This window comes from Streptomyces sp. NPDC052114, from assembly GCF_040680155.1.
In the GTDB taxonomy this organism is placed as follows: Bacteria; Actinomycetota; Actinomycetes; order Streptomycetales; family Streptomycetaceae; genus Streptomyces.
The window spans coordinates 236,255-253,772 of the sequence record NZ_JBFAWC010000010.1 but is presented as its reverse complement, the minus strand read 5'-3'; the positions used below and the strand labels follow the sequence as shown (position 1 = coordinate 253,772).

Below are 17,518 nucleotides of genomic sequence, written 5' to 3'. Positions count from 1 at the left end.
CACCCACATGGGTGATCGCCCTAGGCGACCCGTTCGTTACAGCGTTTCCGCTACGACGGGTGAAAAGAGTCGGACGACTCGTGAAGTCACTTGACCTCGACGGAGGCGCCGGCGCCCTTGAGGGCCTCGGCGGCCTTCTCCGCGGCGTCCTTGGCGACCTTCTCGAGGACCGGCTTCGGGGTGCCGTCGACGAGGTCCTTGGCCTCCTTCAGGCCCAGGGAGGTCAGCTCACGCACGACCTTGATGACCTGGATCTTCTTGTCGCCAGCGCCGGTGAGGATGACGTCGAACTCGTCCTTCTCCTCGACGGCCTCGGCGGCGCCGCCAGCGGCACCACCGGCGACGACGACCGGCGCGGCAGCGGCGGCGGTGACGTCGAACTTCTCCTCGAAGGCCTTCACGAACTCGGAGAGCTCGATGAGGGTCATCTCCTCGAACTGCGCGAGCAGGTCGTCCTGGGACAGCTTCGCCATGGTGGCGTCCTTCCACTAATTCGGCTGGTGCCGGATGTACATGTGAGGCGGGCGTACGTTCGGCCCGCTACGACCTCCGCCTACGCGGCGGTGGTCAATGCGCGAGCCGAGTTACTCGGCACCGCCCTGCTCGGCCTGCTTGGCACGAAGCGCCTCCGCGGTGCGGACGAACTTCGACGGCAGCGCCTGGAAGACAGAGGCAGCCTGCGACTGCTTGCCCTTGAACGCGCCGGCCAGCTTGCTGAGCAGAACCTCGCGGGACTCGAGGTCCGCAAGCTTCTTGATCTCGTCGGCGGACAGCGCCTTGCCGTCAAGGACACCGCCCTTGATGACGAGGTTCGGGTTCTCCTTGGCGAAGTCACGAAGACCCTTCGCCGACTCCACCGGGTCACCGGTGACGAAGGCGACCGCCGTCGGACCCGTGAAGAGGTCGTCCAGCGTGTTGATCCCGGCCTCGTTGGCCGCGATCTTGGTCAGCGTGTTCTTCACCACGGCGTACTCGGAGTTCTCACCGAGGGAGCGGCGCAGCTGCTTCAGCTGGGCCACGGTGAGACCCCGGTACTCGGTCAGCACGGCGGCGTTCGAGCTGCGGAACTTGTCCGTGAGCTCGGCTACCGCGGCAGCCTTGTCGGGCGTCGGCATAGAGCGTCGGCCTCCTTCCGGGTGATGAGGACCGCTCAAAAGGAGGCTGGGAAAACGAAACGCCCCGGCGCAGGCGCACGGGGCGTGAGCTCGACCGGACGGAATCCGGGAGCACTTCCACAGTCACCTGCGCGGGTCGTCCGCAATTCAACGGATCCTTCGGCCACCGTACGCTCTTTCGAACGCACAGCAACGACCAGCGGTCTTTGGCTTCTGTGGAAGAGTACGCGAACGAGTCCGCGTCAAGCAAATCCGGTCAGGAGGCCGCCGGAAGGGCGGTCGACGGCTGCCCGGAGGGCCGCCGGGAGGGCGGCCCGGAGGCCCCGGCGGAGAGACGCCGGGAAGTCGCTCAGGAGGCGGTCAGGAGGCCGCTCAGAAGCCGCTGTCCGAACCGGCGCCGGAACCCGCACCGGCCTTGCCGATCTCCTTGAACATCTCCATCAGGTCGAAGGTCTGACCGGCCGGCGGGGCGGTCACCTTCGCGGCGGCGCCGTAGTCGGAGAAGGTCTGCGACATCTTCATCGTGCCCTCGGGGCTCTTGATGTCGACGTCCATGCGGACGGGCAGGTCGTCCTCGTTGACCCAGACCTCGGTGTCGTAGCCCTTGATGCCGCTCTTCTCGATGTTCTTGAACAGCTTCTCGCGCTCGCTCTTGCTGAGCAGGTCGTCGAGGTTCTTGTTCGTGTTCATCATCTCCTTGACGGAGAGACGGCCCTTGTAGCGCTGGGTCTGGACGCCGTCGACCTTCGCGGGGCCGACGTGCTTCAGGTTCGGCGACTCCAGGAGCATCGCGAGCTGCGCCGCCGGGTCCTGGTTCATGCTGTCCAGGCCGCTGGTCATCTGCTTCGCCATCTTCTCGTCGCCCGCCTGCTCGGCGATGGCGTTGAGGTCCATCTTCATCCAGCGCTTGCCGTCCATGTCCTTGGCCGCGGCGGCGCCCATGTCCATGTACATCACGTTGTCGCGCCAGAGCATGCGGACCTTCTCCGGGGCGTTCGGGTCGCCCTCGGTGAGCGCCGAGCCCGTCATGGTCACGTCCATGACCGTCGGGTCCCAGCCCATGACGCCGGACATCTTCATGTCACCGCCGCCGTCCATCGCGGCCGGCATCGACATCGTCATCTCGACCTTGGCCGACTTGGCGGCCGAGGTCTTCTTGTACGCGGCCGTGATGACCTCGGTGACCTGCGAACGGGACTGGGTCTTGGCCGAGTCCCCCGCCCCCTTGTCGGCCTTGTCGTCGCCACCGCAGGCGACCGCACCGGTACAGAGCACCGCGGTGGTGAGCACGGCACCCACCGCGCGCCGGCGTCCCGCGCGTCCGCGCATTACATCAACAGTCATGACCCCACCCCTAGGAACACATGATCGACACATTTCTGAGTGCCGAGGGTACCTGAGGGGTGAGGGAGCCGGCCTGCGGGTTCTTCGCGGGCTAGGCGGCGGGCTGCTTGTTCATGAGGTCCTTGAAACTCATGGTGTCCGAGGCCGGGGGCTTCTGGACGTCCAGCCGCGTGCCGTAGTCGCTGTAGTGGGCCGTCTGCTCGAAGGCGCCGTTCTTGGTGTCGGCCTTCTCGACCTTCTTGACCAGCAGGTCGTCGTCGTCGACCCAGATGTCGATCGACTCGGTGGTCATGCCGGTCTGCTCGAACTGCTTCTTCAGCTCGGCGAGTTGGTCCTCGTCGAGGTTCGCGCTCTTGGCCGTGAAGTCCGCGACGTCGACCTTGCCGGAGTAGTGGGTCGCCTTGGTGCCGCGGACCTCCTCCTGCCCCACGCGCTTCACGTCACCGGAGGCCAGCAGCATCTTCACCGACTGGTTCGGGGTGGTGTTCTGCATCTGGTCCTTGAACGCCTGACCCGCGGCGCCGCTCATCTCGGCCAGCGTGTCGTAGTCGTACGCGAGCCAGTGCTTGCCGCCGCCGGCCTGGGCGGCGAACGTGTCGCCCATGTTGGCGTAGAAGCCGTTCTTCAGATAGCGGTAGTCGATCTTCGACTGGCCGAGCTGCTTCATCTGCTCGGCCTGCGTACCGCCGGTGAAGGTGACCGTCACGTTGCCCGTGATGCCGTCCTTCCAGCCCATGACGCCCTTCATGTCCATGGTCGACTGCGTGCCCATGGTGGTCGTGCCGTCGACCCGGGCGGTGTCGGCCTGGTCGGTCGTCTTCTCGACGCTCCGCAGCGCGGCGATCGGGCTGACGCTGATGCCGCCCTTGTCGTTGCCCCCGTCCGCCTTGTCGGAGGAGCCTCCCGAGCCGCCCGAACCGCAGGCCGCGACGCCCGTGAGCGCGGCGGCCACCGCTATCGAGAGACCGGCGCGGCGCATGGTCGTGCTGTTCATCTAGTCCCACCCCTTGGCATTCGTGGTGAGCCTGCACGCTAGCGCAGGCCGCTGACAGCCCTGTCCCCAAAGCCCCCTGTACAAACAGGACGGGCCCCGCACCTCGAAAGGTTGCGGGGCCCGTCCACAGAACGCGTACGCGACGCGGCTGCCGTCAGATTCAGACGGCGGCCGGGTCCTCCTCGACGAGGAGGTTGCGGGTGCGGTTCGAGTCCAGCGGAATGCCGGGGCCCATCGTGGTGGTGATGGCGGCCTTCTTGATGTAACGACCCTTGGCGGCCGACGGCTTCAGACGGAGGATCTCCTCCAGGGCCGCGGCGTAGTTCTCCACCAGCTTGGTGTCGTCGAAGGACACCTTGCCGATGATGAAGTGCAGGTTCGAGTGCTTGTCGACGCGGAACTCGATCTTGCCGCCCTTGATGTCGTTGACAGCCTTCACGACGTCGGGGGTAACGGTGCCGGTCTTCGGGTTCGGCATCAGACCACGCGGACCGAGCACGCGGCCGAGGCGGCCGACCTTGCCCATGAGGTCCGGGGTGGCGACGACGGCGTCGAAGTCCAGGCGACCCTTGGCGACCTCGTCGATGAGCTCGTCGGCGCCGACGATGTCGGCCCCAGCGGCTTCCGCGGCCGCAGCACGGTCACCGGTCGCGAAGACCAGGACCCGGGCGGTCTTGCCGGTGCCGTGCGGGAGGTTCACGGTGCCACGGACCATCTGGTCGGCCTTGCGCGGGTCGACGCCCAGACGCATGGCGACCTCGACGGTGCCGTCGAACTTGGTCGCGGAGGTCTCCTTGGCGAGACGGACGGCCTCGAGCGGGGCGTACAGCTTCTCCCGGTCGATCTTGGCGTCCGCAGCGCGGAGAGTCTTGCTGCGCTTCACTTCTGCTCCTGGTGTGGTTCAGGTATGGAGTCGTGGTGCGGGCCAGCGCTTGGCCCTACCACTGAGAAAGGTCAGACGGGGAGGAGGCTCAGCCCTCGACCGTGATGCCCATGGAACGGGCGGTGCCGGCGATGATCTTCGACGCGGCGTCCAGGTCGTTGGCGTTGAGGTCTTCCATCTTGGTCTGCGCGATCTCGCGGATCTGCGCCTCGGTGACCTTGGCGACCTTGGTCTTGTGGGGCTCGCCGGAGCCCTTCTCGACACCAGCGGCCTTGAGGATCATCTTGGCGGCCGGCGGCGTCTTGGTGACGAAGGTGAAGGAGCGGTCTTCGTAGACCGTGATCTCCACCGGGATCACCCAGCCACGCTGCGACTCGGTCGCGGCGTTGTAGGCCTTGCAGAACTCCATGATGTTGACGCCGTGCTGGCCCAGCGCGGGACCGACCGGCGGGGCCGGGTTGGCGGCACCAGCCTGGATCTGGAGCTTGATCAGCCCCGTGACCTTCTTCTTCTTGGGAGGCATTGCTCTCTCCGGGTCCTAGTGAGAGTTTTCAGCCGACCATCCGGTCATCCGGATGGAGGCATACCGCACAAAGATAACGGGTATCGTCGCGCAGCTAAAAACCGAGCAGGTCAGACCGGCTTTGGCAGCCCGTCTGACCTGGTCGGAGGCGTATGTTCCAGCGGAAGCTAGTTCTTCTGGATCTGGTCGAAGCTGAGCTCGACCGGGGTCTCGCGACCGAAGATCTCGACGAGGCCCTTGACCTTCTTCGAGTCGGCGTTGATCTCGTTGATCGTCGCCTGCAGCGTCGCGAACGGGCCGTCGGTGACGGTGACCGAGTCGCCCACCTCGAAGTCCAGGACCTGGACCTCGACCTTGCGCTGCGGAGCGGGCTTGCCCTCGGCCTCGGCGGCCTCGCGGGCGGCCTTCTCCTCGGCCTCCGGGGCGAGCATCTTGACGATCTCGTCCAGGGTCAGCGGGTACGGGTCGTAGGCGTTGCCCACGAAGCCGGTGACGCCGGGGGTGTTGCGGACGACGCCCCAGGACTCGTTCGTCAGGTCCATGCGCACCAGCACGTAGCCGGGGAGCTTGTTCTGACGGATGGTCTTGCGCTCGCCGTTCTTGATCTGCGCGACCTCTTCCTGCGGCACCTCGGCCTGGAAGATGAAGTCCTCGACGTTCAGCGAGACGGCACGCTGCTCGAGGTTGGTCTTCACGCGGTTCTCGTAACCGGCGTAGGTGTGGATGACGTACCACTCGCCAGGGAGGGTGCGGAGTTCCTCGCGGAGGGCGACGATCGGGTCGACCGGCTCGGCCTCCTCCTCGTCGGTGACCTCGGCGACGGCTTCCTCGTCCTCCTCGGACTCGACGACCGCCTCGGCGTCGCCCTCCAGGTGGATGGCGGCCTCTTCGGCGGGCTCGCCGGCGGCGGCGTCGGCAGCTTCGGCCTGATCCGGCTCCTCGGCGTCCGCCGCCTCGACGATGTCGATCTGGTCCTCCACGGACTCCGCCGACTCGATGGCGTCGTTCAGGTTCGGGTCAGACACGGTGGCTGCTTCTTCCTGGATACATGGGGTGGAACACGCGAATAGGGGCGCCGGGAACGGCGCCCTTCGCTCTCGGCTCAGCCGAAGATGTACTTGACAGCGTGGCTGAAGCCATAGTCAATCACGGTCACGAGGCCGATCATGATGACAACGAAGACGATCACCACTGTGGTGTAGGTGGTGAGCTGACTGCGAGTCGGCCAGACGACCTTGCGGAGCTCCGCGATGATCTGCCGGTAGAAGAGCGCGAGACGGCCGAAGGGGCCCTTCTTGCCGCGCTTGCCGCCCTTGCGGGCCTTCTTCTTGGAGTCCGGCGCCTCGTCCTGGGCATCAGGCATGTCGATGGAGCCCACGGCGTCCGTCACGCGTCCTCACCTGATTCCGGGTCGTGGCCGTGCCGCGCCCGGTTGAGCCGCACGGCGGTGCATTGCAGTACGTACATGCGCACACATCCTGGCGAAGGAGTGTGTAGCAGGGCCGGAGGGACTTGAACCCCCAACCGCTGGTTTTGGAGACCAGTGCTCTACCAATTGAGCTACGACCCTTTGGTTTTCCCCAACCTACCGCATCCGCCCATGTGCACGGAGTGCGCTGAGAGGAGCGGCCGGTGAGGGCCAACGAGCAGTGAGTGTACGTGGTCCGAGGCCCTCCGTCGAACAGAAAGGGTTCCGATGGTCTTGGAATCCCGCGTGCCGGGGTCGTTTCGGGTCTGGAACGATGGGGCCATGAGCGCTGCTACTCCTCCGACCGAGCGCCGGGTGTCCGCGCGCATCGGCGCGATCTCCGAGTCCGCGACCCTCGCCGTCGACGCCAAGGCCAAGGCCCTCAAGGCCGCCGGGCGCCCGGTGATCGGCTTCGGCGCGGGTGAGCCCGACTTCCCCACGCCGGACTACATCGTCGAAGCGGCCATCGAGGCCTGCAAGAACCCGAAGTTCCACCGGTACACGCCGGCCGGCGGGCTGCCGGAGCTGAAGGCCGCGATCGCCGCGAAGACGCTGCGCGACTCGGGCTACGAGGTCGACGCGTCGCAGATCCTGGTGACCAACGGCGGCAAGCAGGCCATCTACGAGGCGTTCGCCGCGATCCTCGACCCGGGTGACGAGGTCATCGTCCCGGCTCCCTACTGGACGACGTACCCGGAGTCGATCCGTCTCGCCGGCGGTGTCCCGGTCGAGGTCGTCGCCGACGAGACCACCGGCTACCGCGTGTCCGTGGAGCAGTTGGAGGCCGCGCGCACGGAGCGCACGAAGGTCGTGCTCTTCGTGTCGCCGTCGAACCCCACGGGTGCCGTCTACAGCGAGGCCGACGCCGAGGCGATCGGCCGCTGGGCCGTCGAGCACGGCCTGTGGGTCATGACCGACGAGATCTACGAACACCTCGTCTACGGAGACGCGAAGTTCACCTCGCTCCCCGCGATCCTGCCCGAGCTGCGCGACAAGTGCATCGTGGTCAACGGCGTCGCCAAGACGTACGCGATGACCGGCTGGCGGGTCGGGTGGATCATCGGCCCGAAGGACGTGGTGAAGGCCGCGACGAACCTCCAGTCGCACGCCACGTCCAACGTGTCGAACGTCGCGCAGGCCGCCGCGCTCGCCGCCGTCTCCGGAGACCTGGTCGCCGTCGAGAAGATGCGCGAGGCCTTCGACCGGCGCCGCAAGACCATCGTGCGGATGCTCAACGACATCGAGGGTGTCTTCTGCCCGGAGCCCGAGGGCGCCTTCTACGCGTACCCCTCGGTGAAGGGCCTCATCGGCAAGGAGATCCGCGGCAAGCGCCCGCAGGACTCCGTCGAGCTGGCCGCGCTGATCCTGGAGGAGGCCGAGGTCGCGGTGGTTCCGGGCGAGGCCTTCGGGACGCCGGGCTACCTGCGTCTGTCGTACGCGCTCGGCGACGAGGACCTCGTCGAGGGCGTCTCGCGGATCCAGAAGCTGCTCGCCGAGGCCCGCGACTGACCTTCGCGGCGTTTCGCGGCGGTTCGCGGCGATTCACGGCGGAAAACAGCGCTCCACGCGTGCGTGCGGGCCGTCTCTCCCTCCGGAGAGGCGGCCCGTTTCTTCGTTCGGGAAAGGTCCCGAAGGTGGAAAGCCGCTACCGGGACGCCGCACCCGTACGGCAAGATCCTGGAATGGAGCGTGTACGAGACGTAAGAGAGCTGCCGAAGGCCCATCTGCACCTGCACTTCACCGGGTCGATGCGGCCTTCCACCCTGCTCGAGCTCGCCGACAAGTACGGCGTGCGGCTCCCGGAGGCGCTGACCGGCGCCGAGCCACCGAAGCTGCGCGCCACGGACGAGCGCGGGTGGTTCCGCTTCCAGCGCCTCTACGACGCCGCGCGTTCCTGTCTGCGCGAGCCGGACGACATCCGGCGCCTGGTGCGCGAGGCCGCCGAGGAGGATCTGCGGGACGGGTCGGGCTGGCTGGAGATCCAGGTCGACCCGACCTCGTACGCGCCGCGTCTGGGCGGTCTGATCCCCGCCCTGGAGATCATCCTGGACGCGGTCGAGAGCGCCTCGCGCGAGACCGGCCTCGGGATGCGCGTCCTGGTCGCCGCGAACCGCATGAAGCACCCGCTGGACGCCCGCACGCTGGCACGCCTCGCCGTGCGCTACGCAGACCGGGGCATCGTCGGCTTCGGGCTGTCCAACGACGAACGCCGGGGCATGGCGCGGGACTTCGACCGGGCCTTCGCCATCGCGCGCGACGGCGGCCTGCTCGCGGCCCCGCACGGCGGCGAGCTGACCGGGCCCTCCTCGGTGCGGGACTGCCTGGACGACCTGCACGCGGGGCGGATCGGGCACGGGGTGCGGGCCGCCGAGGACCCGCGGCTCCTGAAGCGGCTCGCCGACCGGGGCGTGACCTGCGAGGTGTGCCCGGCCTCCAATGTGGCGCTCGGCGTCTACGAGAAGCCCGAGGACGTGCCGCTGCGGACGCTCTACGACGCCGGGGTGCCGATGGCGCTCGGCGCCGACGACCCGCTGCTCTTCGGGGCGCGTCTGGCCGACCAGTACGAGATCGCGCGCCGGCACCACGACTTCACCGACGCCGAACTGGCCGAGCTGGCGCGGCAGTCGGTGCGCGGCTCGGCCGCCCCGGAGGACGTACGGGCGAAGCTGCTCTCCGGAGTGGACGAGTGGCTGGCCGACTGACGTCGCCGGTCAGCTGATGCCCTTCAGGAGGGTGCGGGCGAGGCCCGCGGCGAACTCGTCGACGGGCTGCGGGGGCTCCTTGCCGACCGTGGCGTCGTAGGCGAAGGAACGCTGCGCGCAGGCGCCCAGGAGGAGCGAGGCGGCCGCGAAGGTGTCGGCGTCGGGGGCGATGCGCCCCGCGTCGCGTTCGGCGCGCAGATAGGCGTCGAGGGCCTCGATGGGCATGTGGGGGCCCGTGCCCATCTCCCGCATGGAGTCCTCGTGGCGGCGCTTGAGCTTGGTCTCGGCGTACAGGGACGCGGCGATCGGGAAGCTCTCCGCGTAGAAGTGGCTGGCCAGCCGGGCGATCTCGGTGAGGTTCTCCTCCACGGTGCGCTCCCCCGGCTCCTCGATGAGCTGGCGCAGGCGCGGGTTGAGGCGTGGCAGTCGCTCCTGGAGGACGCTCACGAACAGCTCCTCCTTGCTCGCGAAGTGCTTGTAGAGCGCGGCTTCGGAGCAGCCCGCCGCCTTGGCGATCTCCTTGGTGGTGGCGCGGGCGAGGCCGAGGGTGAACATGAGTTCGTGGGCCGCGTCGAGGATGCGGGCCCGGGTGGGCTTCTGCTGCATGGCCGTCCAACCAGGCTTGACGAGTGGGTGAGTACTTACTCACCCTAGTGGTGAGTGAACACTTACCCACCCGAGGAGGGTGCGCGATGAAGCTCACGGTGTTCGGTGCCACCGGCGGCGTCGGCAGGGAGATCGTCCGGCAGGCGCTCGCGGCGGGCCACCAGGTCACGGCCGTCGTCCGCGATCCCGCGCGGCTGGAGGTGACGGGAGAGGGCCTGGAGGTCGTCCGGGCGGACGTGCGCGACCCCGAGGCGCTGCGCCCCGCGGTCGCGGGGCGGGACGCGGTGCTCTCCGGGCTCGGCGCCCGCAGGCGCGCCGACGCGGGCACGGGGATCGCCACGGAGCTGACGCGCTCCGTGGTCCGCGCGGTGGAGGCGGAGGGGGTGCGGCGGCTCGTGGTCGTGAGCGCGGGCCCCGTGGGCCGGGAACCGGCGGACTCGCCGCTCCTCGACCGTGCCCTGCGCGTCGTGATCGGCAGGATCTTCAAGGATGTGTACGCCGATCTGACCGTCATGGAGGCCGAGCTGGCGAACAGCGCGACGGACTGGACGTCCGTGCGTCCCCCGCGGCTCCTGGACAAGCCCGTGACCGGCACCTACCGCAGGGTCGTGGGCGGCTTCCCGCGCGCGGGGCGCACGATCGCGCGCGCGGACGTGGCGCACGCGATGCTGGCCGCGGTCGACGATCCGGCGACGGTGAAGCAGGGAGTGGGAGTGGCGTACTGAGCCCCTCTTCCAGGAGAGGGGCCCGCAGGCCGGCTACAGGCTGACGCCCACCGTCACCGGTTCGTTGACCAGCGTGATCCCGAAGGCGTCCCGCACGCCGGCGACGACCTCGCGGGCCAGCGCCAGGAGGTCCTCGGTGGTGGCGCCGCCGCGGTTGGTGAGGGCGAGCGTGTGCTTGGTGGAGATGCGGGCCCTGCCCTCTCCGTAGCCCTTGGTGAAGCCCGCCTTGTCGATGAGCCAGGCGGCGGAGGTCTTCACGTGGCCGTCGCCCGTCGGGAAGGCCGGCGGGGCGACGGCCGCCCCGAGGCGCTCCTCCACGCGCGCGTGGAAGGCGGCGAACTCGGCATCGGTGAGGATCGGGTTGGTGAAGAAGGACCCGGCCGACCAGCTGTCGTGGTCCTCGGGGTCGAGCACCATGCCCTTGCCCGCGCGGAGCTTCAGGACGGTCTCCCGCGCCACCGCGGCGGGCACCCGCTCGCCGGCCTCGACGCCGAGCGTGCGCGCCGTCTCCGGGTACTTGATGGGGGCGCTCATGCCCTGCGCGTCCTCGAGCGCGAAGCGGACCCGCAGGACCACGAAGCGGTCGGGATCGGCCTTGAAGCGACTGTGGCGGTACGAGAACGCGCACTCGGCGTTCGGAATCACGACCGTCTCATGCGTCTTCCGGTCGTACGCGATCACCTCGGTGATCGTCGACGAGACCTCCTGGCCGTACGCCCCCACGTTCTGGATCGGCGTCGCGCCCGCGGAGCCGGGGATCCCGGCGAGGCACTCGATGCCCGCGAGGCCGGCCTCGACGGTGCGGGCGACCGCGTCGGTCCAGACCTCACCGGCCGCCAGCTCCAGCTCGGTGCCGTCGAGTGCGAAGCCCCGGGTCGCGATGCGCAGGGCGGTGCCGTCGAAGCCCTTGTCCCCGATGACCAGGTTCGAGCCGCCGCCGATGAGCAGCAGCGGGGTCCCGGAGTCGTCGGCCTCCCGGACGGCGGCGATCACCTCGGCGTCGGTCGTCGCGGTGATCAGACGGGTCGCGGGGCCGCCGAGACGGAAGGTCGTCAGCGGGGCGAGCGGGGCATCGTGGAGTTCCTGCACGTGCTCAAGAGTACGAGAACGGCCCCGCCGGTTCGGGCGGGGCCGTTCTCGTAGGGGTCGCTCAGGCGGCGACCAGCTCGCCCTCCGGCTTCACGGAGCCCTCTTCGGGGGCCTTGGGCGCGGGTCGGCCGGACGGGATGAACAGCGCCGCCACGGCCGCGAGGACCACCGTCGCGGAGCCCACCCACAGCGCGGGCTCCAGGCCGTTCACGAAGTCGCCCGCGGACGCGTAGCCGCCCTGCGCCGAGAAGATCGAGGACATCACGGCGATGCCCAGGGCGCCGCCGACCTCGCGAAGCGCGTTGTTGGAGCCGGACGCGATGCCCTGCTCGTGCGTCCGGACGCTGGACATGACCAGGTTGGAGGCCGGGGCGAAGAACAGGGACATCCCGACGCCGCTGATGATCAGGGCCGGCAGCTGCACGGCGTACGAGGCGTCGGGCGCCACCACGGCGGCGTACCAGGCCAGGCCCAGGGCCTGGAGGAAGAGTCCGGCGGCGACGACCGGGCGGCCGCCGATCCGGTCGGAGAGGTAGCCCGCGAGCGGCGAGACGAGCATCGGCATCCCGGTCCACGGCAGCATCCGCAGCCCCGCCTCGGTGGGCGAGTAGCCGAGCACGATCTGCATGTACTGGCTGAGCAGGAAGATCGAGCCGAACATCCCGAGGAACATCAGCAGGCTCGCGGCGTTGATCCCCGAAAACGCACGACTACGGAAGAGGCGCATCGGCAGCATCGGCGCCTTGTTGTGGATGCCGTGGTGGACGAAGCCGCCCAGCAGCGCGACGCCCACGGTCATGCTGGTGAGCACGGTGACACTGGACCAGCCGTCCTGGGGACCGCGCACCAGGGCGTAGACGATTCCGAAGAGACCGCCGCTGGCGAGCAGGGTGCCGGCGATGTCGAGGCGCGCGCCCGCGCCGCGGGACTCGGCGAGACGGAGGCGGGCGAGCGGCAGCAGGGCGGCGCCGAGCGGGACGTTCAGCCAGAAGATCCACTGCCAGGAGACGTGCTCGGTGAGGCTGCCGCCGATCAGGGGGCCACCGGCGACCGCGAGGCCGTTCACGGCGCCCCATATGCCGTACGCCATACCGCGCTTCGCCTCGGGCACGGCCGCCGTCAGCAGGGTCAGCGTGAGCGGCATCATGATCGCGGCGCCGACGCCCTGCACCGCGCGGGCCGCGATCAGCTCGTCGATGCCGGGCGCGAGGGCCGCGGCGGCGGAGGCCCCGGTGAAGACCGTGACGCCGATGATGAAGAGCCTGCGGCGGCCGAAGCGGTCGCCCAGGGCCGCGCCGAACATGAGCAGCACGGCGAAGGTGAGGGTGTAAGCGCTCACCGTCCACTCCAGGTCGTGCAGCGCTCCCCCGAGGTCCTCGCGGATGGCGGGCAGGGCGGTGGTGACGACGAGGTTGTCGAGCGCCGCCATGAACCCGGCGACGCTGGTGATGACGAGGGCCCAGACCGCTCCCCCGCGTTGTGCAGTCTTCTCTGACATCGCTTCCCCCAAGGTTAGTTATTGATGACTAACTTTCATGGGCACAAAAACGCGCCCCTGCGACACGCGCACTCACTTCACTTGCCACACGCTTCACTTGCCGGACGGCTTCACCGCCCGGGCCGTACGCACTCACCCCTTGGGCTGCGCCGACTCGTAGAAGCCGGTCCACACCCGGTGGTCGCGCTGGAAGCCCATCGACACCAGGACATTGACCAACATCCCGTACGCGAGGAACTGCGTCGTCTCGTCGACCTCCGCCCCCAGCGCGAGGAGGACCGTGTCGTACATCTCCATCCAGGCGGCCCGCAGCGCGGAGCCGAGTTCGTGGTCGCCGGTCGCCTCCGCGGCGGCCGTGGCGACGTACATCTGCATCTGCATGAGCAGCTTGTCGGGGTCCTCGGCGATGAGCGCCTGGTAGGCCTGGCCCATGGCGTGCACGGCCTCCTCGGCGTCCAACCCCTCGGCCGCCGCCCTGAAGACCTCCGTGACCTCCTGGCAGCAGCGCTCGGCCGCGGCCAGGAAGATGGCCTGCTTGCCCGGGAAGAGCCGGAAGAGATACGGCTGCGAGACACCCACGCGCCTGGCGATCGACTCCGTGGAGGTGCCGTTGTACCCGGCGCGGGCGAACTCGACCATCGCCGCGCGGATGACGCTCTCGCGCCGCTCCTCTGCGCTCATCCTGACCATGCGAGTAAGTTAGTGTCCAATCACTAAGTAGTCAAGGTCACGTCGGGGATGCCCCTCTTCCACCCATGCGTAAGGGGCGCCCCCCAGTGGAGAACGCCCCTTACCTACGTCCACGTAGAGGAGTGACAGCCGTCAGGCCAGCTGCACGACCGCCCGCGACATGCCGAGCACCTTCTGGTCCCCGCTCTTGGCGAGGAGGTCGACGCGCACGCGGTTGTCGTCCAGCTTGACCGCGACCTTGGCGCTGACGTCGATGGTGGCGCCCTTGTCGTCGTTCGGAACCACGACCGGCTTGGTGAAGCGCACGCCGTACTCGACGACCGCGGCGGGATCGCCGACCCAGTCGGTCACGACGCGGATCGCCTCGGCCATGGTGAACATGCCGTGCGCGATGACGTCGGGAAGCCCGACCTCGACCGCGAACTTCTCGTTCCAGTGGATCGGGTTGAAGTCCCCGGAAGCGCCCGCGTACCGCACGAGAGTGGCACGCGTCACCGGGAAACTCTGGGTCGGCAGCTCGGTGCCGACCTCGACGTCGTCGTACGAGATCTTCGCCGTCATCGCCTCACGCCTCCTCTGCCGCACGCGCGACGAGCTTGGTCCAGGCGGTCACGACGTGCTCGCCCGCCTCGTCGTGGACCTCACCGCGGATGTCCAGGACGTCATTGCCCGCGAGCGACTTGATCGACTCGATGGTCGAGGTGACCGTGAGCCGGTCGCCCGCACGCACGGGGCGCGTGTAGGCGAACTTCTGGTCGCCGTGGACGACACGGCTGTAGTCGAGGCCCAGCTGCGGGTCCTCGATGACCTGTCCCGCGGCCTTGAAAGTGATCGCAAACACAAAAGTCGGCGGAGCGATCACGTCCGGGTGACCGAGCGCCTTGGCCGCCTCCGTGTCGATGTACGCCGGATTGGCGTCCTCCACCGCCTCGGCGAACTCACGGATCTTCTCCCGGCCGACCTCATAAGGATCAGTGGGGGGATAGGACCGCCCCACGAAGGACTGGTCGAGCGCCATGGACTCGGCACCTCCTGCGGTTGGTTTCGTAAACGACGCGAGGCCGCCCCCACAAACGGGGACGGCCTCGTGTTCGAGCCTGTGTTTAGCGCGTTTCGCGGTGCGCAGTGTGCGCGTTGCAGCGCGGGCAGTGCTTCTTCATCTCAAGACGGTCCGGGTTGTTACGCCGGTTCTTCTTGGTGATGTAGTTCCGCTCCTTGCACTCCACGCAGGCCAGCGTGATCTTCGGGCGGACGTCGGTGGCAGCCACGTGAGTGCTCCTTGACGGACGGATGGACGGATGAACGCAAAAAAGAGTAGCCGATCGAAGGACCGACCCCACAATCGGCTACTACCCGTAGCGGTGACCGGACTTGAACCGGTGACACAGCGATTATGAGCCGCTTGCTCTACCGACTGAGCTACACCGCTGCGATGCCGGATCCCCTCGCCCGAGAGCGAGGATCACGCGACATCAGAGCCCCAATGCGGAATCGAACCGCAGACCTTCTCCTTACCATGGAGACGCTCTACCGACTGAGCTATTGGGGCGAGCGATGAAGACATTACACGCTCGGTCGCCGATCGCCCAAATCCGTTTCGCCAGGGCCGTCCGGGGGCATCGGGGAGCCCGCCCCAGGAGTCCGCGAGCACCCCATCCGTGCGCTCGCACCACACCGGTACGACTATTCCGCTCCTCCTCGAAGCGGGCCTTTCGCCGTCCTAGGCTCGACGCACGCTGCGTGATCTTGATGCCCTTGAACGACTTGCAGCCGCCCCCGAACCTCAGGAGCGCGATGCCCGACAGCCAGCCGCAGCAGCCCCACTCCTCCGGCTCGTCCGGCCCTTCCGGTTCCTCCGGCTCCTCCGGGTCCTCCGGTTCCGACCCCGCGGGCTCCGGGGCCGTGCTGCTCTGCGGCGCCCGGCTCACCGACGGCAGGACCGTGGACGTCCGGCTCGGCGGCGGGCGCATCGAGGCGGTCGGCACGGCCGGCAGCCTGAGCGCCCACGGCTCCCGTGTGGACCTCGGCGGCTACCTCCTGCTGCCCGCCGCCGCGGAACCGCACGCGCACGGCGACACGGCGCTCTCGGCGGACACGGCGGGCCCGGTCTCCTACGACGTCCCCGACGTGCAGCGCAGGGCCACCGAGGCCGCACTGCTGCAGCTCGGGCACGGCGCCACGGCGCTGCGGTCGCACGTGCGGATCGGTGACGTCCAGGGGCTCGGCCCGATGGAGGCGGTGCTGCAGGCACGGCGCTCGCTGCGGGGTCTGGTCGATCTGACGGCGGTCGCCGTGCCGCGGCTGCTGACCGGCGTCGCGGGCGCCGACGGGCTCGCGATGCTGCGGGACGCGGTGAAAATGGGCGCCTCCGTAGTGGGCGGCTGTCCCGATCTCGACCCCGATCCCACGGGGTACGCGGAGGCGGTGCTCGACATCGCCGCGGAGCACGGCTGCCCGGTCGATCTGCACACGGACGGTGACGATCCGGCCCGGCTCGGGCGGCTCGCGGCGATGGCAGGCGGGCTGCGGGCGGGCGTGACCTTCGGCCCGTGCGCCGGTCTTGGGCGGCTGCCCAGGGACGTGGCCTCGCGCACCGCCGAGCAGCTCGCGGCGGCCGGCGTGACGGTGGTGTGCCTGCCGCAGGGCGGGTGCGGCGGCGCGGAGCGGCGCGGCACGGCTCCCGTGCGGCTGCTGCGGGCGGCGGGGGTGCGGGTCGCCGCGGGCAGCGGGGCCATGCGGGACGTGTCGAACCCGGTGGGGCGCGGGGATCCGCTGGAGGCCGCGTACCTGCTGGCCTCGCGCTGCGGACTGCGGCCCGAGGCGGCGTACGACGCCGTGAGCGGGGCGGCGCGGACGGCCATGGGGTTGCCCGAGGTGCGGGTGGAGGCGGGTTTCCCCGCGGAACTGCTCGCCGTGCGCGGGGACCGGCTCTCGGGGGCGCTGTCGCTCGCGTACAGCCGGATCGTCGTGCACCGAGGGCGCGTTGTGGCGCGGACCAGCGCGGTGCGCGAGTACTGCGACTCGGCTGCCGCGGTGGCGCTGGACCTGCCGCGCCAGGGGCGGTCGACGGGGGCGGCTCCTGGGCGTCCGAAGGGCGACGAGAGCGCGTCCTGAGACGCGTACGGCAGGCCCGTCGGCCCCGCAGTCTCCCGTGCCTGCACGCGCGCGTGGAGCGCGCGCGTCCGCCCTGTCGTACGGTCGGGAGTATGCGCATTGTCATCGCTGGAGGTCATGGACAGATCGCGCTGCGGCTGGAGCGCCTGCTCGCCGCGCGCGGCGACGAGGTCGCCGGACTGATCCGCAGCGCCGGGCAGGAAGCGGATCTGCGCGCGGCCGGCGCCGAACCGGTGCTGTGCGACCTGGAGTCGGCGTCGGTCGACGAGGTCGCCGGACACCTGCGCGGCGCCGACGCGGCGGTCTTCGCGGCGGGCGCGGGGCCGGGCAGCGGCGCCGACCGCAAGAACACCGTGGACCGGGGCGCGGCCGTGCTCTTCGCGGACGCGGCCGAGCGCGCCGGAGTGCGGCGCTACGTGGTCGTGTCGTCGATGGGCGCCGATCCGGCCCACCAGGGCGACGAGATCTTCGACGCCTATCTGCGGGCCAAGGGCGAGGCGGACGCGTACGTACGCGCGCGTGCCGCCCTGGACTGGACGATCCTGCGCCCCGGGATGCTGACGGACGACGCGGGCACCGGTCTCGTGCGCCTGGAGGCGTCGACCGGGCGCGGGCCGATCCCGCGGGACGACGTCGCCGCGGTGCTCGCGGAGCTCCTGGAGACGTCGGCGACGGCCGGCCTGACGCTGGAGCTGATCAGCGGCTCCATGCCGGTGTCGGTGGCGGTCAAGTCGGTGGCGGGGAACTGATCACGGCCCCAGGAGGGC

At 69.4% G+C, this 17,518-nt stretch carries 19 protein-coding genes, 3 tRNA genes and 1 pseudogene; 5 read left to right on the top strand and 18 right to left on the bottom strand.

The window, feature by feature from the left end; all coding sequences use genetic code 11:
* Nucleotides 1–86: 86 nt before the first annotated feature.
* The 9 genes from rplL to AB0L89_RS23510 form a co-directional block, all read right to left on the bottom strand.
* Nucleotides 87–473: a 50S ribosomal protein L7/L12 gene (rplL, locus tag AB0L89_RS23550; RefSeq protein ID WP_365144029.1), complete on the bottom strand. Its 387-nt coding sequence runs from the start codon at nucleotides 471–473 to the stop codon at nucleotides 87–89.
* A gap of 111 nt (nucleotides 474–584) precedes the next feature.
* Nucleotides 585–1,115 carry a 50S ribosomal protein L10 gene (gene rplJ, locus AB0L89_RS23545; protein WP_055698216.1) on the bottom strand — a complete coding sequence of 177 codons (531 nt, stop codon included), beginning with the start codon at nucleotides 1,113–1,115 and terminating at the stop codon, nucleotides 585–587.
* Nucleotides 1,116–1,487: 372 nt separating this feature from the next.
* Nucleotides 1,488–2,459: a hypothetical protein gene (locus AB0L89_RS23540; RefSeq protein WP_365144026.1), complete on the bottom strand. Its 972-nt coding sequence runs from the start codon at nucleotides 2,457–2,459 to the stop codon at nucleotides 1,488–1,490.
* Between the two features lie 91 nt (nucleotides 2,460–2,550).
* Nucleotides 2,551–3,453, bottom strand: coding sequence for a hypothetical protein (locus AB0L89_RS23535; protein ID WP_365144023.1), 903 nt, complete (start codon nucleotides 3,451–3,453; stop codon nucleotides 2,551–2,553).
* A gap of 160 nt (nucleotides 3,454–3,613) precedes the next feature.
* Entirely contained in the window at nucleotides 3,614–4,336 is a 723-nt protein-coding gene (rplA, locus tag AB0L89_RS23530) for a 50S ribosomal protein L1 (RefSeq protein WP_055698213.1), read from the bottom strand.
* 88 nt (nucleotides 4,337–4,424) lie between these two features.
* A complete protein-coding gene (gene rplK, locus AB0L89_RS23525; RefSeq protein WP_055698212.1) occupies nucleotides 4,425–4,859 on the bottom strand; it encodes a 50S ribosomal protein L11 in 435 nt (144 codons plus the stop codon).
* A gap of 167 nt (nucleotides 4,860–5,026) precedes the next feature.
* On the bottom strand, nucleotides 5,027–5,884 hold the full coding sequence (gene nusG, locus AB0L89_RS23520; protein WP_365144019.1) for a transcription termination/antitermination protein NusG: 858 nt from the start codon (nucleotides 5,882–5,884) through the stop codon (nucleotides 5,027–5,029).
* Between the two features lie 77 nt (nucleotides 5,885–5,961).
* A complete protein-coding gene (gene secE / locus AB0L89_RS23515) occupies nucleotides 5,962–6,249 on the bottom strand; it encodes a preprotein translocase subunit SecE (RefSeq protein ID WP_055698210.1) in 288 nt (95 codons plus the stop codon).
* A gap of 107 nt (nucleotides 6,250–6,356) precedes the next feature.
* Nucleotides 6,357–6,429, bottom strand: a tRNA-Trp gene (locus tag AB0L89_RS23510).
* Nucleotides 6,430–6,609: 180 nt separating this feature from the next.
* Here AB0L89_RS23510 and AB0L89_RS23505 point away from each other — a divergent pair.
* Both AB0L89_RS23505 and AB0L89_RS23500 read left to right on the top strand, forming a co-directional pair.
* Nucleotides 6,610–7,836, top strand: coding sequence for a pyridoxal phosphate-dependent aminotransferase (locus tag AB0L89_RS23505; RefSeq protein WP_365144016.1), 1,227 nt, complete (start codon nucleotides 6,610–6,612; stop codon nucleotides 7,834–7,836).
* 173 nt (nucleotides 7,837–8,009) lie between these two features.
* The gene (locus tag AB0L89_RS23500) at nucleotides 8,010–9,029 is read left to right on the top strand and encodes an adenosine deaminase (protein WP_365144013.1); all 1,020 of its coding nucleotides are present in this window, start codon (nucleotides 8,010–8,012) and stop codon (nucleotides 9,027–9,029) included.
* A 9-nt stretch (nucleotides 9,030–9,038) separates the two neighbouring features.
* On the opposite strand, the gene AB0L89_RS23495 is transcribed toward AB0L89_RS23500, so the two are convergent.
* Nucleotides 9,039–9,635, bottom strand: coding sequence for a TetR/AcrR family transcriptional regulator (locus AB0L89_RS23495; RefSeq protein WP_365144010.1), 597 nt, complete (start codon nucleotides 9,633–9,635; stop codon nucleotides 9,039–9,041).
* A gap of 86 nt (nucleotides 9,636–9,721) precedes the next feature.
* Here AB0L89_RS23495 and AB0L89_RS23490 point away from each other — a divergent pair, with 86 nt between their 5' ends.
* On the top strand, nucleotides 9,722–10,360 hold the full coding sequence (locus AB0L89_RS23490) for an NAD(P)H-binding protein (RefSeq protein ID WP_365144008.1): 639 nt from the start codon (nucleotides 9,722–9,724) through the stop codon (nucleotides 10,358–10,360).
* A 33-nt stretch (nucleotides 10,361–10,393) separates the two neighbouring features.
* On the opposite strand, the pseudogene AB0L89_RS23485 reads toward AB0L89_RS23490, so the two are convergent.
* From AB0L89_RS23485 to AB0L89_RS23450, 8 genes and pseudogenes are all read right to left on the bottom strand, one after another.
* Nucleotides 10,394–11,467: pseudogene (locus AB0L89_RS23485) on the bottom strand (UDP-N-acetylmuramate dehydrogenase); the annotation flags it as partial.
* Between the two features lie 43 nt (nucleotides 11,468–11,510).
* A complete protein-coding gene (locus AB0L89_RS23480) occupies nucleotides 11,511–12,947 on the bottom strand; it encodes an MFS transporter (RefSeq protein ID WP_365144005.1) in 1,437 nt (478 codons plus the stop codon).
* Between the two features lie 132 nt (nucleotides 12,948–13,079).
* Entirely contained in the window at nucleotides 13,080–13,628 is a 549-nt protein-coding gene (locus AB0L89_RS23475; RefSeq protein ID WP_365144290.1) for a helix-turn-helix domain-containing protein, read from the bottom strand.
* A gap of 141 nt (nucleotides 13,629–13,769) precedes the next feature.
* Nucleotides 13,770–14,198, bottom strand: coding sequence for a MaoC family dehydratase (locus AB0L89_RS23470; protein ID WP_365144002.1), 429 nt, complete (start codon nucleotides 14,196–14,198; stop codon nucleotides 13,770–13,772).
* A 4-nt stretch (nucleotides 14,199–14,202) separates the two neighbouring features.
* Nucleotides 14,203–14,655 (bottom strand): MaoC family dehydratase N-terminal domain-containing protein, encoded by a 453-nt coding sequence (locus tag AB0L89_RS23465; RefSeq protein WP_365143999.1) that lies wholly within the window; start codon nucleotides 14,653–14,655, stop codon nucleotides 14,203–14,205.
* Nucleotides 14,656–14,740: 85 nt separating this feature from the next.
* On the bottom strand, nucleotides 14,741–14,905 hold the full coding sequence (gene rpmG, locus AB0L89_RS23460) for a 50S ribosomal protein L33 (RefSeq protein ID WP_003948671.1): 165 nt from the start codon (nucleotides 14,903–14,905) through the stop codon (nucleotides 14,741–14,743).
* Nucleotides 14,906–14,993: 88 nt separating this feature from the next.
* Nucleotides 14,994–15,066 (bottom strand) — tRNA-Met (locus AB0L89_RS23455).
* 47 nt (nucleotides 15,067–15,113) lie between these two features.
* Nucleotides 15,114–15,186, bottom strand: a tRNA-Thr gene (locus tag AB0L89_RS23450).
* A gap of 245 nt (nucleotides 15,187–15,431) precedes the next feature.
* On the opposite strand from AB0L89_RS23450, the gene AB0L89_RS23445 reads away from it, so the two are divergent.
* Both AB0L89_RS23445 and AB0L89_RS23440 read left to right on the top strand, forming a co-directional pair.
* The gene (locus tag AB0L89_RS23445) at nucleotides 15,432–16,751 is read left to right on the top strand and encodes an amidohydrolase family protein (protein WP_365143996.1); all 1,320 of its coding nucleotides are present in this window, start codon (nucleotides 15,432–15,434) and stop codon (nucleotides 16,749–16,751) included.
* Nucleotides 16,752–16,843: 92 nt separating this feature from the next.
* Nucleotides 16,844–17,500, top strand: coding sequence for an SDR family oxidoreductase (locus AB0L89_RS23440; protein WP_365143993.1), 657 nt, complete (start codon nucleotides 16,844–16,846; stop codon nucleotides 17,498–17,500).
* The last annotated feature ends 18 nt before the right edge of the window (nucleotides 17,501–17,518 follow it).